Source organism: Burkholderia pyrrocinia (assembly GCF_001028665.1).
Classification (GTDB): domain Bacteria; phylum Pseudomonadota; class Gammaproteobacteria; order Burkholderiales; family Burkholderiaceae; genus Burkholderia; species Burkholderia pyrrocinia.
Map to the genome: position 1 here is coordinate 930,486 of NZ_CP011503.1, position 13,946 is coordinate 944,431.

13 protein-coding genes are annotated in these 13,946 nt (G+C 67.9%); 4 read left to right on the top strand and 9 right to left on the bottom strand.

Going from position 1 to position 13,946, the window contains the following annotated elements:
* Positions 1-42 precede the first annotated feature (42 nt).
* A complete protein-coding gene (locus ABD05_RS04335) occupies positions 43-795 on the top strand; it encodes a HesA/MoeB/ThiF family protein (RefSeq protein ID WP_047899102.1) in 753 nt (250 codons plus the stop codon).
* 86 nt (positions 796-881) lie between these two features.
* Here the strand turns inward: ABD05_RS04335 and ptsP are convergent, their stop codons facing one another.
* From ptsP to ABD05_RS04370, 7 genes are all read right to left on the bottom strand, one after another.
* Complete coding sequence (ptsP, locus tag ABD05_RS04340) at positions 882-2,654, bottom strand: phosphoenolpyruvate--protein phosphotransferase (RefSeq protein ID WP_047901075.1); 1,773 nt, start codon at positions 2,652-2,654, stop codon at positions 882-884.
* A gap of 201 nt (positions 2,655-2,855) precedes the next feature.
* Complete coding sequence (locus ABD05_RS04345; protein WP_031401331.1) at positions 2,856-3,125, bottom strand: HPr family phosphocarrier protein; 270 nt, start codon at positions 3,123-3,125, stop codon at positions 2,856-2,858.
* Between the two features lie 74 nt (positions 3,126-3,199).
* Positions 3,200-3,670 carry a PTS sugar transporter subunit IIA gene (locus ABD05_RS04350; RefSeq protein ID WP_047899103.1) on the bottom strand — a complete coding sequence of 157 codons (471 nt, stop codon included), beginning with the start codon at positions 3,668-3,670 and terminating at the stop codon, positions 3,200-3,202.
* Positions 3,671-3,902: 232 nt separating this feature from the next.
* Positions 3,903-4,859 (bottom strand): glutathione synthase, encoded by a 957-nt coding sequence (gene gshB / locus ABD05_RS04355; protein ID WP_047899104.1) that lies wholly within the window; start codon positions 4,857-4,859, stop codon positions 3,903-3,905.
* A gap of 27 nt (positions 4,860-4,886) precedes the next feature.
* Complete coding sequence (gene gshA, locus ABD05_RS04360) at positions 4,887-6,176, bottom strand: glutamate--cysteine ligase (protein WP_047899105.1); 1,290 nt, start codon at positions 6,174-6,176, stop codon at positions 4,887-4,889.
* A 243-nt stretch (positions 6,177-6,419) separates the two neighbouring features.
* The gene (locus ABD05_RS04365) at positions 6,420-7,928 is read right to left on the bottom strand and encodes an ammonium transporter (RefSeq protein WP_047899106.1); all 1,509 of its coding nucleotides are present in this window, start codon (positions 7,926-7,928) and stop codon (positions 6,420-6,422) included.
* Between the two features lie 37 nt (positions 7,929-7,965).
* Positions 7,966-8,304, bottom strand: coding sequence for a P-II family nitrogen regulator (locus ABD05_RS04370; protein ID WP_006398175.1), 339 nt, complete (start codon positions 8,302-8,304; stop codon positions 7,966-7,968).
* Between the two features lie 355 nt (positions 8,305-8,659).
* Between ABD05_RS04370 and ABD05_RS04375 the strand changes: the two genes are divergently transcribed.
* Both ABD05_RS04375 and ABD05_RS04380 read left to right on the top strand, forming a co-directional pair.
* The gene (locus ABD05_RS04375; protein ID WP_006489451.1) at positions 8,660-8,911 is read left to right on the top strand and encodes an accessory factor UbiK family protein; all 252 of its coding nucleotides are present in this window, start codon (positions 8,660-8,662) and stop codon (positions 8,909-8,911) included.
* 299 nt (positions 8,912-9,210) lie between these two features.
* Positions 9,211-10,815, top strand: a complete 1,605-nt coding sequence (locus ABD05_RS04380; protein WP_047899107.1) for a YifB family Mg chelatase-like AAA ATPase — start codon at positions 9,211-9,213, stop codon at positions 10,813-10,815.
* 333 nt (positions 10,816-11,148) lie between these two features.
* Here the strand turns inward: ABD05_RS04380 and ABD05_RS04385 are convergent, their stop codons facing one another.
* Positions 11,149-11,721: a hypothetical protein gene (locus ABD05_RS04385; RefSeq protein WP_047899108.1), complete on the bottom strand. Its 573-nt coding sequence runs from the start codon at positions 11,719-11,721 to the stop codon at positions 11,149-11,151.
* Positions 11,722-11,883: 162 nt separating this feature from the next.
* Between ABD05_RS04385 and ABD05_RS04390 the strand changes: the two genes are divergently transcribed.
* Positions 11,884-12,420: a TlpA disulfide reductase family protein gene (locus tag ABD05_RS04390; RefSeq protein ID WP_047899109.1), complete on the top strand. Its 537-nt coding sequence runs from the start codon at positions 11,884-11,886 to the stop codon at positions 12,418-12,420.
* A gap of 97 nt (positions 12,421-12,517) precedes the next feature.
* Here the strand turns inward: ABD05_RS04390 and ABD05_RS04395 are convergent, their stop codons facing one another.
* Positions 12,518-13,873 (bottom strand): sigma-54-dependent transcriptional regulator, encoded by a 1,356-nt coding sequence (locus ABD05_RS04395; protein WP_047899110.1) that lies wholly within the window; start codon positions 13,871-13,873, stop codon positions 12,518-12,520.
* Positions 13,874-13,946: the final 73 nt, after the last annotated feature.

Consider the following 13,946-nt stretch of genomic DNA (forward strand, 5'->3'; position numbering starts at 1 on the left):
CGTCCGCGCCGCCGCCGGCGGCATGCTTCGCCCGATCTCCCCATGAACGACGATCAACTCCTCCGCTACTCCCGCCACATCCTCGTCGACGAAATCGGCATCGAGGCGCAGCAGCGCTTTCTCGACGCGCACGCGATCGTCGTCGGCGCGGGCGGCCTCGGCTCGCCCGCCGCGATGTACCTCGCGGCATCGGGAGTCGGCACGATCACGCTGGTCGACGCCGATACGGTCGACCTCACGAACCTGCAGCGGCAGATCCTGCACGTGACGGCATCGGTCGGCCGCAGCAAGGTCGAATCGGGGCGCGACGCGCTCGCGCAACTGAACCCCGAGGTGAAGGTGAACGCGGTCGCGGAGCGCGTCGACGACGCGTGGCTCGACGCCCACGTGCCACGCGCGACCGTCGTGCTCGACTGCACCGACAACTTCGCGACGCGGCATGCGATCAACCGCGCGTGCGTCGCGCACGGCGTGCCGCTCGTGTCGGGCGCCGCGCTGCGCTTCGACGGCCAGATCAGCACGTTCGATTTCCGCGACGCGGCCGCGCCCTGCTATGCGTGCGTGTTTCCGGAAGACCAGCCGTTCGAGGAAGTCGCGTGCGCGACGATGGGCGTGTTCGCGCCGACGGTCGGGATCATCGGCGCGATGCAGGCTGCCGAAGCGCTGCGCGTGATCGGCGAAATCGGCACGACGCTCAACGGGCGGCTGATGATGCTCGATTCGCTGCGGATGGAATGGACGACGATGAAAATCGCGCGCCAGGCCGACTGCCCCGTCTGCGGGGGCCGGCACTGACGCGCGAGCGGCATGCGCCTGCCGGCGCATGCATGACACTTCACGGCAATTAGCGGCGACGCGGGCGCCTGAGCAGCCCGAGCGACCTAAGCGGCCGCGTCCGCACGCGGCTCGGCGACCGACAGACGCTGCAGCGCCGCCTGCACTTCCTCCGGCTCGAATGCGGCAAGCACGTCGGCCGTCGGCTTCTCGAGCGCCTTCAGGTGCGCGCGCAGGATCTCCTGCTTCACGACGAGCAACTGGCTCGGGTGCATCGAGAACTCGGTGAGCCCCATCCCGAGCAACAGGCGCGTGAGCGCCGGATCGCCCGCCATCTCCCCGCATACCGACACCGACACGCCCGCGCGCTTCGCTTCGCGCAGCGTATAGGAGATCAGGTGCAGGACGGCCGGATGCAGCGGGTCGTACAGGTGCGCGACCGCGTTGTCCGCGCGGTCGATCGCGAGCGTGTACTGGATCAGGTCGTTCGTGCCGATCGACAGGAAATCGAACCGCTTCAGGAACAGCGGCAGCGCGATCGCCGCGGCCGGAATCTCGATCATCGCGCCGATGCGCACGTTCGGATCGTACGCGAGCCCCGCGTCGTCGAGCTGGCGCTTCGCCTCGCGGATCAGGTCGAGCGACTGGTCGATCTCCTGCGCGTGCGCGAGCATCGGGATCAGGATCTTCACCTGGCCGAACGCGGACGCGCGCAGGATCGCGCGCAACTGCGTGAGGAACATCTGCGGCTCGGACAGGCTCCAGCGGATCGCGCGCAGGCCGAGCGCCGGGTTCGGCGCCGTCTCGTAGCCCTCGTCGAGCGCCTCGAGCGGCTTGTCCGCGCCGACGTCGATCGTGCGGATCGTGACCGGCATGCCCTTCATCCACTCGACGGCCCGCTTGTACGCGGCGAACTGCTCCTCCTCCTCCGGCATCTGCTTCTGATGCATGAACAGGAACTCGGAGCGGAACAGGCCGACGCCGACCGCGCCGGCCTCGACGGCCGCCTTCGCGTCGTCGGGCAGCTCGATGTTCGCGTACAGATCGATCTTGGTGCCGCACAACGTCTGCGTCGGCGAGAATTTCAGACGCTGCAGCTTGCGTTGCTCGAGCAGCTTCTCGGACTGGCGGTACGAATATTCCTCGAGGACGATCGGCGCCGGATCGACGATCACGATGCCCTGGTCGCCGTCGACGATGATCAGGTCGTCCTGGCGGATCAGCGCGCTCGCATGCTGCACGCCGACCGCGGCCGGAATGCCGAGGCTGCGCGCGACGATCGCCGTGTGCGACGTGCGCCCGCCGAGGTCGGTGACGAACGCCTGGAACGACTGAGTCTTGAACTGCATCATGTCGGCCGGCGCGATGTCGTGCGCGACGACGATCATCTCGTTCGTGCCGTTCGCGGCCGCGCGGTCGAGCGCCTGCGACGCGGACGGTGCGCCGGCGAGTGCCTTCAGCACGCGCTCGACCACCTGTTCGATGTCGGCCTTGCGCTCGCGCAGGTATTCGTCCTCGATGTCGTCGAAATGGCGCGTGAGCAATTCGAGCTGCTCGGTCAGCGCCCACTCGACGTTGTAGCGGCGCGTGCGGATCAGGTCGATGGTTTCCTGCACGAGCATCGCGTCGCTCAGGATCATCATGTGGACGTCGATGAATGCGCCGACTTCGCTCGGGGTGTCGTCGGTCAGGTCGGCGCGCAACGCTTCGAGTTCGCGATGCACGACTTCGAGCGCCGTGCGGAAACGCTCGACCTCGGCGTCGATCTGGTTCGCCTCGACCAGGTAATGGGCGACGTCGAGCGCCGCCGGCGCGATCAGATACGCTCGCCCGATCGCGATACCTCGTGAGACGGGAATGCCTTGCAGCGTGAAGGACACGCGCACCTCCTCTGTACAAGTAAAGCCGCGGCACACTGCTGCGATGCGCTTATGACCCCGGTTAGTGATTATAAATTCCGCGACTCCCCGCTGACTGCATGCACCGCAGCATTGCGCATTCCGCATCAATGCTTCCGACGAAAAAAATGCCGCGAAATCCGCGGCATTCTGGCTGGAAATGGCAACGATCCCGCGTGACGATCACTGGCCTTCGCCGAATTTGTCGGCGATCAGCTTCAGCAGCGCGTCCATCGCTTCCCGCTCGTCGGACCCTTCGGTCTCGATCGTCACGGTGCTGCCGATGCCCGCCGCCAGCATCATCACGCCCATGATGCTCTTCGCATTGATCTTGCGCCCGTTGCGTGTCATCCAGACTTCCGACTGGAAGTTGCCGGCCAGTTGCGTAAGCTTGGCCGATGCGCGCGCATGGAGCCCCAATTTATTGACGATGGTGGTTTCTTGTTGAAGCATGATTCTCGGTCGGGTCGGTCGGGACCGCCGGCGGCGCGCGCCGGCGGTGCTGTCTAAAACGAAAAACGCGGTGGTCAGTGCGATTCGGTGCGCGGTTGCGGTTCGGGCGGAATCGGCGCGCACTGGCCGCAGCCGGCTTCCGTCGGCGGCGGCGGCGTGCCGGCCGCCACTTCGTGGACGCCCTTCGCGCCGCCGGACAGCGCCTTGTCGACGAGCTTGTCGAGCGGCACGGTGCGGTAGCAGACGGCCCGCACGAGCATCGGCAGGTTCGCGCCCGCCAGCACGCGCACGTTGTCGATCTTCGCGAGCTGGCCCGCGATGTTCGCGGGCGTCGCGCCGTACATGTCGGTCAGCACGACCACGCCGTTCTCTTCCTTGAGCCGTGCGAGTTCCGCGTGCGCGAACGCCATCACCTGGGTCGGATCGCTGTCCGCCGTCACGTCGATACAGCCGATGCGCGCGGGCACGCCGCCGTAGATGTGCGCGATGCAGTCCCGCAGCGCGGTGGCGAGCGGGGCGTGCGCGATGATCAGAATCCCGGCCATGTCAGATCGCTCCCGGCCGCCCCTGGCGGGCCGACGCCCCGCAGCGGGGCAAAGAGCGTAGCGAGTGTGGGAAACGTTTCATGTTCAGCCTTGCAACAGTATCGGCCCGACCGCCGGGCCTTCGGTGCGCCGATCACGGCACCTGGCAAGCGGGCATTGTAGCAGGCCGGTCAAGCTGCTCCGGCGACGGGGGACCTGCGCGGCCGCCGCCGGGGTTGCACGGGAAGGCGGCCTACGCGGCCGCACGCTCCAGCGCGTCGATGAACATCGCGGCGACGTCGAAGCCCGTCTGCTCCATGATCTCGCGGAAGCACGTCGGACTCGTGACGTTCACCTCGGTCAGCCAGTCGCCGATCGCATCGAGGCCGACCAGCAGCAGCCCGCGCGACGCGAGCACGGGCCCGAGCGTCCCGGCGATCTCGCGATCGCGCGCGGTCAGCGGCTGGGCGACACCCAGCCCGCCCGCGGCGAGATTGCCGCGCACCTCGCTGCCCTGCGGAATCCGCGCGAGCGAATACGGCACCGGCTCGCCGCCGATCAGCAGGATGCGCTTGTCGCCGGCCTTGATCTCGGGAATGAACTTCTGCGCCATCACCGAGCGCGTGCCGTCGTGGCTCAGCATCTCGACGATCGAGCCGAGGTTCATGCCGTCGGGCTTCACGCGGAACACGCCCATCCCGCCCATCCCGTCGAGCGGCTTCAGGATCACGTCGCCGTGCTCGGCGTGGAACGCGCGCAGCCGTTTCGCGTCGCGCGTGACGAGCGTGGGCGCGACGAACTGCGGAAACTCGCCGATCGCGAGCTTTTCCGAATGGTCGCGGATCGACTGCGCCTTGTTGAACACGCGTGCGCCCGCACGCTCGGCCAGTTCGAGCAGCCAGGTCGACGTCACGTATTCCATGTCGAACGGCGGATCCTTGCGCATCAGCACCGCGCCGAACGATTCGAGGCGGCGCGCGTCGACGGAACCCGCTTCGAACCAGGTCTCGCGTTGCAGGTCGTCGAGCTCGCCGACGAACGTGATGCGCCGCACGTCGGCCTCGACGGCGGAGCCCGTCCACGCAAGGTGGCGCGGCTCGCACGCGTACACCGCATGCCCGCGCCGCACGGCCTCCGCCATCATCGCGTAGGTCGAATCCTTGTAGATCTTGAAATGCTCGAGCGGGTCGGCGATAAAGAGAATGTCCATGCGAATCCTGTACGTAGCGAAGCCCGGTTAAACCTGGATGGCTTCGGGATCGGTCTTTTCGAGTTCGATCGACGACGCGATCAGCGACAGCCGCGCGACGACGCCGTACATGTAGAAACGGTTCGGCGGCGCGGCACCCGGCTTCGCGCCGGCATCCGGCAGCGCGGTGTGCTCGAAGCCGAGCGGCACGTAGTGCATGCCGGGCGCGTTCAGGTTCTGGTCGCGCTCGCGGCCGCCGTGCGTGCGGTAGAAACCGCCGACCACGTAGCGGTCGATCATGTACACGACGGGCTCGGCCACTTCGTCGCCGACGCGCTCGAACGTATAGACACCTTCCTGCACGATCACGTCGCGCACCGCGAGGCCGGCCTTCGACTCGGCCATCTGCGCGCGCTCGGCCTTCGACATGCGGCCGATCTCGGCCGCATCGTGCACGGTCATCACGCCGCGCCCCGCCGTGCCCGCGTCGGCCTTCACGACGACGAACGGCTTCTCGCTGATCCCGTATTCGCGGTACTTGCGCGCGATCTTCTTCAGCACGCCGTCGATCGCGTCGGCGAGCGCCTGCTCGCCTTCATGGCCCTGCCAGTCGACACCCTCGACGTGCGCGAAATACGGATTCACCATCCACGGGTCGACGCCGACCATCTTCGCGAACTTCTTCGCGACGTCGTCGTAGCACGAGAAGTGCGTCGACTTGCGGCGCACGGCCCAGCCCGCGTGCAGCGGCGGCAGCAGGTACTGCTCGTGCAGGTTTTCCAGCACGGCCGGGATGCCGGCCGACAGGTCGTTGTTCAGCAGGATCGAGCACGGATCGAAATTCTTCAGGCCGAGGCGGCGCTGCGAACGCTCGAGCGGCTCGAGCACGATCTTCTGGCCGTCGGCCAGCGTGATCGGCGTCATGTCGGTGATGCTCGGGTCGAGCGAGCCGAAGCGCACGTTCAGGCCGGCCTGGCGCATGATCGTCGCGAGGCGCGCGACGTTTTCCAGGTAGAACGCGTTGCGGGTCGGCAGCTCCGGAATCACGAGCAGGTTCTTCGCGTCCGGGCAGATCTTCTCGATCGCGGCCATCGCGGCCTGCACGGCGAGCGGCAGCACTTCGGACGGCAGATTGTTGAACGCGCCGGGGAACAGGTTCGCGTCGACGGGGGCCAGCTTGAAGCCGGCGTTGCGCAGGTCCACCGAACAATAGAACGGCGGGGTATGTTCCTGCCATTCGAGCCTGAACCAGCGTTCGATCGCAGGCGTCGCGTCGAGGATCTTCTGCTCGAGTTCGAGCAGCGGACCGTTCAACGCGGTAACGAGGTGGGGAACCATGAATCACTCGCGAGCGGGAGAATGAAGATTGTAGAGCAATTGCCCTGCCCATTTGGGGATTGTTCCCGGCTTCGCAAGGGTTTGGAGGAAGTTTTCGGCTATTGACCCGATAGCGCGAAGGGTTATGCGCTACGGCAGCAGGCGGCAGGAGAAAAAAAGCCCGCCGGGTGGGCGGGCCGAAGTCGCTGCGCTCATTCGTGGCGGGCGCCGTCTCCGCGGCGGCCCGCCGTGTATCCTTATGACTTATTCGACATGCTCGCCATGCAGGATCACGTCGAGGCCTTCGCGCTCTTCCTCTTCGGACACGCGCAGGCCCATCGTCAGGTCGATCAGCTTCAGCAGCACGAAGCTCAGCACGCCGCTGTAGACCAGCGTGATCAGCACGCCCTTCGCCTGCAGCAGCAGGCTGCCGTCGGCGCCGCCGATGTCCTTGACCGCGAACACGCCCGTCAGCAGCGCGCCGAGAATTCCGCCCACGCCGTGCACGCCGAACGCATCGAGCGAATCGTCGTAGCCGAGCTTCGACTTGAGCCACGTCGCCGACCAGAAGCAGACGACGCCCGCCGCGATGCCGATCACGAGCGCACCCGCCACGCCGACGAAGCCGGCCGCCGGCGTGATCGCCACGAGACCCGCGACCGCACCCGACACGATGCCGAGCACCGACGGCTTGCCCTTCGCGACCCACTCGGCAAACATCCAGCCGAGCGCCGCGCAGGCCGTCGCCACTTGCGTGGTCAGCATCGCGAAGCCGGCACGACCGTCAGCCGCAACCGCCGAACCCGCGTTGAAGCCGAACCAGCCGACCCACAGCATCGAGCCGCCGATCATCGTCAGCACGAGGTTGTGCGGCGCCATCGATTCGCGGCCGTAGCCGACGCGCTTGCCGAGCACCAGGCACGACATCAGGCCCGCGATACCGGCGTTGATGTGCACCACCGTGCCGCCCGCGAAGTCGAGCACGCCGTCCGACGACAGCCAGCCGGTCGGCTCCCACACCATGTGCGCGATCGGCACATAGACGATCAGCGACCAGAGCGTCATGAACACCAGCATCGCCGAGAACTTCATCCGGTCGGCGAACGCGCCGCAGATCAGTGCCGGCGTGATGATCGCGAACGTCATCTGATAGACGAAGTAGACCGATTCCGGAATCGTCGGCGCGAGGTGGCTGACGGTCAGCGTCGTCGCCTTGTCGCCGTGGATGTAGTTCATCCCGTGCAGGAACGCGCGCGACATGCCGCCGATGAAGCCGTTGCCCGGCGTGAACGCGAGGCTGTAGCCGACCACCGTCCACAGCACCGTGATCAGCGCGGTGATCGCGAAGCTCTGCATCACGGTCGCGAGCACGTTCTTCTTGCGGACCATGCCCGCGTAGAACAGCGCGAGGCCGGGGACCGTCATGAACAGCACGAGCGCGGTGGAGGTCAGCATCCACGCGGTGTCGCCCGAGTTGATCTTCGACGAATCGACGGAGAACGGCGCGGTCGGCGCAGCGGGTGCGGCCGGCGCGGACGCGGCAGCGGCGGCCGATGCGTCGGCGGCGCCCGAAGCCGGTGCGGCGGCAGCGGCGGATGCGTCAGGCGCGGCGCTCGCCGTCGCGGCGGGTGCAGCGGCAGCGGATGCGTCGGGAGCCGAAGCGGCGGGCGCGGACGCAGCCGCGGCGGACGCCGCGTCGTCGGCGAGCGCGGGGCCGACGCCGGCCGCGATAAGCGAGCCGGCCATCAGCAGGGACATCAGAAGTTTGCGCATCTTGGATTTCCTCTTGTCGCTTGTCTTGTCTGTTCTGTTACAGCGCGTCAGCGCCGGTCTCCCCGGTGCGAATCCGGATCACTTGTTCGATCGGCGTGACGAAGATCTTGCCGTCGCCGATCTTGCCGGTGCGCGCGGCCCGCTCGATCGCCTCGACCGCCTGGTCGACGAGATCGTCGGACACGGCCGCCTCGATCTTCATCTTCGGCAGGAAATCGACCACGTATTCGGCGCCGCGATACAGCTCGGTATGCCCCTTCTGGCGCCCGAACCCTTTCACCTCCGTCACCGTGATGCCGGAGACGCCGAGCGCCGACAGCGCTTCGCGCGTCTCATCGAGCTTGAACGGCTTGATGATTGCGGTAATGAGTTTCATGAAGTCCTCTCGCTGGGTTGTCCCGTCGAATTGGTTGGAATGTTGTAACGGACTCTTCTCAGCAACTCGCATGCCATGTTCGTCCGAGCGCCGTCTCGAACGGCTCTGTAACGGGGTCGCATCCCGTGATGTAAGGTGCGGAAGCCCGGCCGAATGGCCAACGTGGCCCGGTTTGCTGGCGCGGCGAAAGGATCGTTGCTAGAGTGCACGCACGTCCCGGATCGACGGGACATTCACCCATGCGGGCGCCATGCCCGGAATTCGCGCTCCGGGCGCACCATTTCCGGTCATGCGTGCATCATGGGCACGTACGCAACTGAAGATGCACATTTTTTGTGCAAGGAAGGGGAATCACATGAAGCAACCCAGCGACGTTTTCAACGATCTGCAGTCGCGTGTCAGCGACCTGCTGAAAAACTCGCCGGCCAAGGACGTCGAGCGCAACGTGAAGGCCATGCTGTCGCAAGGCTTCTCGAAGCTCGACCTCGTCACGCGTGAGGAATTCGACACGCAGGCGCAGGTGCTCGCCCGCACCCGCGTGCGCCTCGAGGAACTCGAAAAGCGCGTCGCGGAGCTCGAGCAGAAGCTCGCGGCGCCGCAGGCCTGACGCCCGTCACCCGACCGCAAGGTCCGGGCGCGGGCCGCCTCGCGCGGCCCGCGCCCGCCACCCCGAAGCCGTTCCGCCGTTCTTCGTAGTCCGTCGTTCTTCGCCATACCCCCGCTCTTCGCAACACCCCCGCTCTTCGCTGTCCCTCGTTCTTCGCTGTCCCCCGCTCTTCGCATTTCGTCGTTCCGCAGTGCCTCGTTCTTTCCCGCGCCACGCCGGCAAGCGCGCACCGATTCCTCCGATTTCCGCGGCATGCGGCCCCGAACGGCCGTCGCCCGTCTGTTTACAGGAGCCTCGCCATGTCACTCGCCGTGGTGCGCAGTCGCGCGCCCGCATCCGGCCGCGCGCCGGACGTCACCGTCGAAGTCCATCTGGCCAACGGATTGCCGTCGTTCGCGATCGTCGGCCTGCCCGATCTCGAAGTCCGCGAAAGCCGCGAGCGCGTCCGCGCCGCGCTGCAGAACTGCGGATTCGAATTCCCCGTGCGCCGCATCACAGTCAACCTCGCGCCGGCCGATCTGCCGAAAGAGTCGGGCCGGTTCGACCTGCCGATCGCGCTCGGCATACTCGCCGCGAACGGCCAGATCCCGGCCGACGCGCTGGCCGGCCGCGAATTCGCAGGCGAGCTGTCGCTGACCGGCGCGCTGCGGCCGATGCGCGGCGCGTTCGCGATGGCGTGCGGCGCGGCGCGCGACTGGCGCACGGGCGAAACCGGAGCGGGCCTCGGTTCCGGCCCAGGCCCGGATTCCGGCGCCCTGTCCGGCGCCACGGGAACGTCGCGGCCGCCCGAGCTGTACCTGCCACTCGACAGCGCGGCCGAGGCGGCGCTCGTGCCGGGCGTCACCGTGTTCGGCGCGCCCGACCTGCCCGCGTTGTGCGCGCACCTCGCGGATGCGCCCGACGGGCGGCTTGCGCCGGTCGCGACGCCCTGTCTCGACGGCCTGCCGGCACCGGCCGCACCCGACCTCGCGGACGTGGTCGGCCAGCGCGGCGCCCGGCGCGCGCTCGAAGTCGCCGCCGCGGGCGGTCACCACATGCTGATGGTCGGGCCGCCGGGGGCCGGCAAGTCGATGCTCGCCGCGCGGCTGCCTGGCCTCCTGCCGCCGCTGACCGACGATGAGGCGCTGACGTCGGCCGCGCTCCTTTCCGCGAGCCGCATCGGCTTCTCGCCCGCGCAGTGGCGCCGGCGGCCGTTCCGCGCGCCGCATCACTCGTCGAGCGCCGCCGCGCTGGTCGGCGGCCGCAACCCGCCGCAACCGGGCGAAATCACGCTCGCGCACCTCGGCGTGCTGTTCCTCGACGAATTGCCGGAATTCGACCGGCACGTGCTCGAGATGCTGCGCGAGCCGCTGGAAGCCGGCCGCATCACGATCTCGCGCGCGGCGCAGCAGGCCGATTTCCCGGCCGCATGCCAGTTGATCGCCGCGATGAACCCGTGCCCGTGCGGCTGGCACGGCGATCCGTCCGGGCGCTGCCGCTGCACGCCGGACGTCGCCGCGCGCTACCTGCGCAAGCTGTCGGGGCCGCTCGTCGACCGCATCGACATTCAGATCGACCTGCCCGCGCTGTCGCCGGCCGAACTCGCGTCGCGCGCGTCGACGCCCGGCGAGCCGAGCGCCGCGGTGGCCGCGCGGGTCGCGCAGGCGCGCGCGCTGCAGCTCGACCGGCAGGGCAAGACGAATCACATGCTGAGCGGCCGCGAGACCGACGACCTGTGCCGGCCGACCGACGAAGGCGAGCGGCTGCTGCGCGAGGCCGGCGAGCGCTTCGGCTGGTCGGCGCGTGCGTATTTCCGCGTGCTGAAGGTCGCGCGGACAATCGCCGACCTGGCCGGCGACCCGCTGCCGACGGCCGCGCAGATCGCCGAGGCGATTCGTTATCGACGCGTGCTCACGGCGCTCTGAACGCCGTCCGAGGACAAAAACATGCTGTCAAGACTTGACTTATGCACAATTTCGCGAATCCGGCCCCGGATTGCAGCTCGCCGGGGCCCGTTCGGCCGGGAATCCATATCTCTTTGTTTTTATTGATTTTTCTCAATATGAGAGCAAGCGGCAAAACGAGCCGGAGGGCCGTCCGGTGCGGCTCGGCGGGTCATCCGGCCGACTTTTCAACAAAGTTATCCACATGCGCTGTGGATAGTCGAAAAACCCTCGCAAAATCCGGCGATTAGCGTCGAAAGCTGCGAATGAACTTTCAGTTGTCACACGGTGTCTGAGCGCCCTCGCCGGCCGCCATCAGTCGAGTTTGAACGAGCCGAAAAACTGGTCGAACTGCTCCTGTGCGAGCAGCCCGTCGGCGATCACGACAGCCTGGTACGCGTGCCGGCCGCGCGCGGCAAGCCGCGCGACGATCGTCTTGCGCGCGCGATCGCCGCCGGCGGCCGCGCCCGCGATGCGCAGCTCGAGCCCGTTCACCGCACCGCCGGCCGCGAGCGGCACCGGCACCGAAGCGGTCTGCGGCGCGCCTTCGAGGTTGCGCGACAGCCCGGCCCGCAGGAACTCGAGCGCCGCGCGGCGCGTGTCGTCGCGATCGTCGGGCAGCGTCAGCGTGCCGACCGCGAACACCGCGCCGTCGACGTGCGCGGCCTGCATCCGCATCGGCATCGACGTGCCGCCGATCGCAACCGGCTGCTCCTCGACGGTCGGCTTCGCCGGCAGGTCGATCGTGTAGCCGGCGTCGTTGTGCAGCGTGCGCCAGTCGTACGACGGCGAGCACGCGGCCAGCACGACGCTCGCGCAGGCGAGCGCAACGAACTGTCGCAGCGGACGAAAAAGGGGGCGCAACGAATCGATGACTTCCTTCGGCATGGCGTGGACCGGGCAGGCAAAACGGCCATTATCCGCCGAACGTGAAAACCGCGATGCGGGGCCGCCGTCGGTGCGCGCACCGCATTCGCGCTAAAATGAGCGACGAATTTCGACGTCCTTTGCATCGATCCGCGTCATCGACCGACTCCGAGAGCACCGCAGATGAACACCACGCCTCCCGCCCGCCGCAGCGCCGGCCCTGTCCGCTACATCGTCGCGGCCGCCGTCGTCGCGGCCATCGCCGTAGCCGGCTTCTTCGCGTTCAACGGCAAGTCCAGCGTGCCGGACGCGACGTTCACGCTGCTGTCGGGCCAGAAGGTCTCGACCGCCGGCGACCTGAAGGGCAAGGTCTATCTCGTGAATTTCTGGGCGACGAGCTGCGCGACCTGCATGCAGGAAATGCCGCAGATGGTCGATACCTATAACCGCTTCAAGGGTCAGGGGCTGGAATTCGTCGCGGTCGCGATGAACTACGATCCGCCGATGTACGTCGCGAACTACGCGCAGACGCGCCAGTTGCCGTTCAAGGTCGCGCTCGACGACGGCAGCGTCGCGAAGCAGTTCGGCAACGTGCAGCTCACGCCGACGACCTTCGTCGTCGACAGGAACGGCAAGATCCTGAAGCGCTACGTCGGCGCACCGCAGTTCGCGGAACTCGATGCGCTGCTCAAGAAGGCGCTCGACAGCAACGCAGCCTGAGCGCAGCAGAATCCGGATCGAAGGGCCGCGCACAGCGGCCCTTTTTGCAAGACGGACCGCACGACCGGCCAGCCCGGCTCCGCGGTCCGTTTGCTTTTCAGCGCTCGGTTTCGCCTTTCGCCGACAGCCCGTAGCGCTTCATCTTCTCGTACAGCGTCGCCTTGCCGACATGCAGCCGGTCGGCCGTCGCGGCGACCGCGCCGCCCGTCTGGTTCAACGCCTCGGCGATCACCGCGCGCTCGAACTGCTCGATGCGCTCCTTCAGCGTCTGCTCGTTGTCGGCGGCGTCGCCGCCCGCGCCCGTTTCCTGCGGCATGTCGGCCACGCCGAGCACGAAGCGGTCGGCCGCGTTGTGCAGCTCGCGCACGTTGCCGGGCCAGTCGCGCTGCATCAGGCTCGCGCGCTGCCGGTCGGTCAGCACGGGCGCGGGCCGCCCGTAGCGCACCGCCGCATCGAGCATGAAGTGCTCGAACAGCGGCACGATGTCCTCGCGGCGCTCGGCCAGCGGCGGCAGCGCGATCGTCACGACGTTGAGCCGGTACAGCAGGTCGCGCCGGAACGTGCCGGCCGCGACGAGCTCGCTCATGTCGCCCTTCGCGGCCGCGACGACACGGCAGTTCACGCGGATCGGCTGGTTCGAACCGAGCCGCTCCAGCACGCCGTCCTGCAGCACGCGCAGCAGCTTCACCTGCAGCGCGAGCGGCATGCTTTCGATTTCGTCGAGGAACAGCGTGCCGCCGGACGCGTATTCGAGCTTGCCGACGCGCCGCTTCGCGGCGCCGGTGAACGCGCCGGGCTCGTAGCCGAACATCTCCGACTCGAACATCGGCTCGGGCAGCGCGCCGCAATTCACCGCGATGAACGGCTTGTCGCGGCGCGGCGACAGCTCGTGCAGGCTGCGCGCGATCAGTTCCTTGCCGGCGCCGGTGTCGCCGTTGATCAGCACCGACGCGTCGGTGGGCGCGACATTCGCGATCAGCTTGCGCACCTGCTCGATCGCGGGGCTGCGGCCGATGATGCGCGGCGCGACGGCGTTCTGCCCGGCCAGCTCGCGTCGCAGCGCATGGTTCTCGAGCACGAGCTCGCGGCGCTCGAGCGCGCGGCGCACCGTCTCGATCAGGCGCTCGGCCGCGAACGGCTTCTCGATGAAGTCGTACGCGCCGTCGCGCATCGCCTGCACGGCCATCGAGATGTCGCCGTGCCCGGTGACGAGGATCACGGGCACGTCGGGCACGCGCTCGCGGCACTGCGCGAGCACGTCGAGCCCGCTTGCGCCGGGCAGCCGGATGTCGCTGACGATCGCGCCGGCGGTGTCCGCGACGATCGCCTTCTCGGCCGCTTCGGCCGACTCGAAGCCGGCGACGTCGAAGCCCGCCAGTTGAAGGCTCTGCACGCTCGCCCGGCGAACGAGCGCATCGTCTTCGATATAGATCACTTGCAGCCGGTTGGCCATCGTACTCACTTGCTCCTGACGGGCCGCGCGGCGCTATCGCGCGCGCGGCGGCGTTGATGCCGGTCGTTCGCCG

Bases quoted from the DNA above. Each gene is read 5' to 3' on its own strand.
- ABD05_RS04370 (WP_006398175.1), bottom strand. From the start codon at position 8,304: ATGAAACTCATTACCGCAATCATCAAGCCGTTCAAGCTCGATGAGACG.
- ABD05_RS04350 (WP_047899103.1), bottom strand. From the start codon at position 3,670: ATGGCCGGGATTCTGATCATCGCGCACGCCCCGCTCGCCACCGCGCTG.
- ABD05_RS04385 (WP_047899108.1), bottom strand. From the start codon at position 11,721: ATGCCGAAGGAAGTCATCGATTCGTTGCGCCCCCTTTTTCGTCCGCTG.
- ABD05_RS04380 (WP_047899107.1), top strand. From the start codon at position 9,211: ATGTCACTCGCCGTGGTGCGCAGTCGCGCGCCCGCATCCGGCCGCGCG.
- ABD05_RS04345 (WP_031401331.1), bottom strand. From the start codon at position 3,125: ATGCTTCAACAAGAAACCACCATCGTCAATAAATTGGGGCTCCATGCG.
- gshA (WP_047899105.1), bottom strand. From the start codon at position 6,176: ATGGTTCCCCACCTCGTTACCGCGTTGAACGGTCCGCTGCTCGAACTC.
- ABD05_RS04395 (WP_047899110.1), bottom strand. From the start codon at position 13,873: ATGGCCAACCGGCTGCAAGTGATCTATATCGAAGACGATGCGCTCGTT.
- ABD05_RS04375 (WP_006489451.1), top strand. From the start codon at position 8,660: ATGAAGCAACCCAGCGACGTTTTCAACGATCTGCAGTCGCGTGTCAGC.
- ABD05_RS04390 (WP_047899109.1), top strand. From the start codon at position 11,884: ATGAACACCACGCCTCCCGCCCGCCGCAGCGCCGGCCCTGTCCGCTAC.
- ABD05_RS04365 (WP_047899106.1), bottom strand. From the start codon at position 7,928: ATGCGCAAACTTCTGATGTCCCTGCTGATGGCCGGCTCGCTTATCGCG.
- ABD05_RS04335 (WP_047899102.1), top strand. From the start codon at position 43: ATGAACGACGATCAACTCCTCCGCTACTCCCGCCACATCCTCGTCGAC.
- gshB (WP_047899104.1), bottom strand. From the start codon at position 4,859: ATGGACATTCTCTTTATCGCCGACCCGCTCGAGCATTTCAAGATCTAC.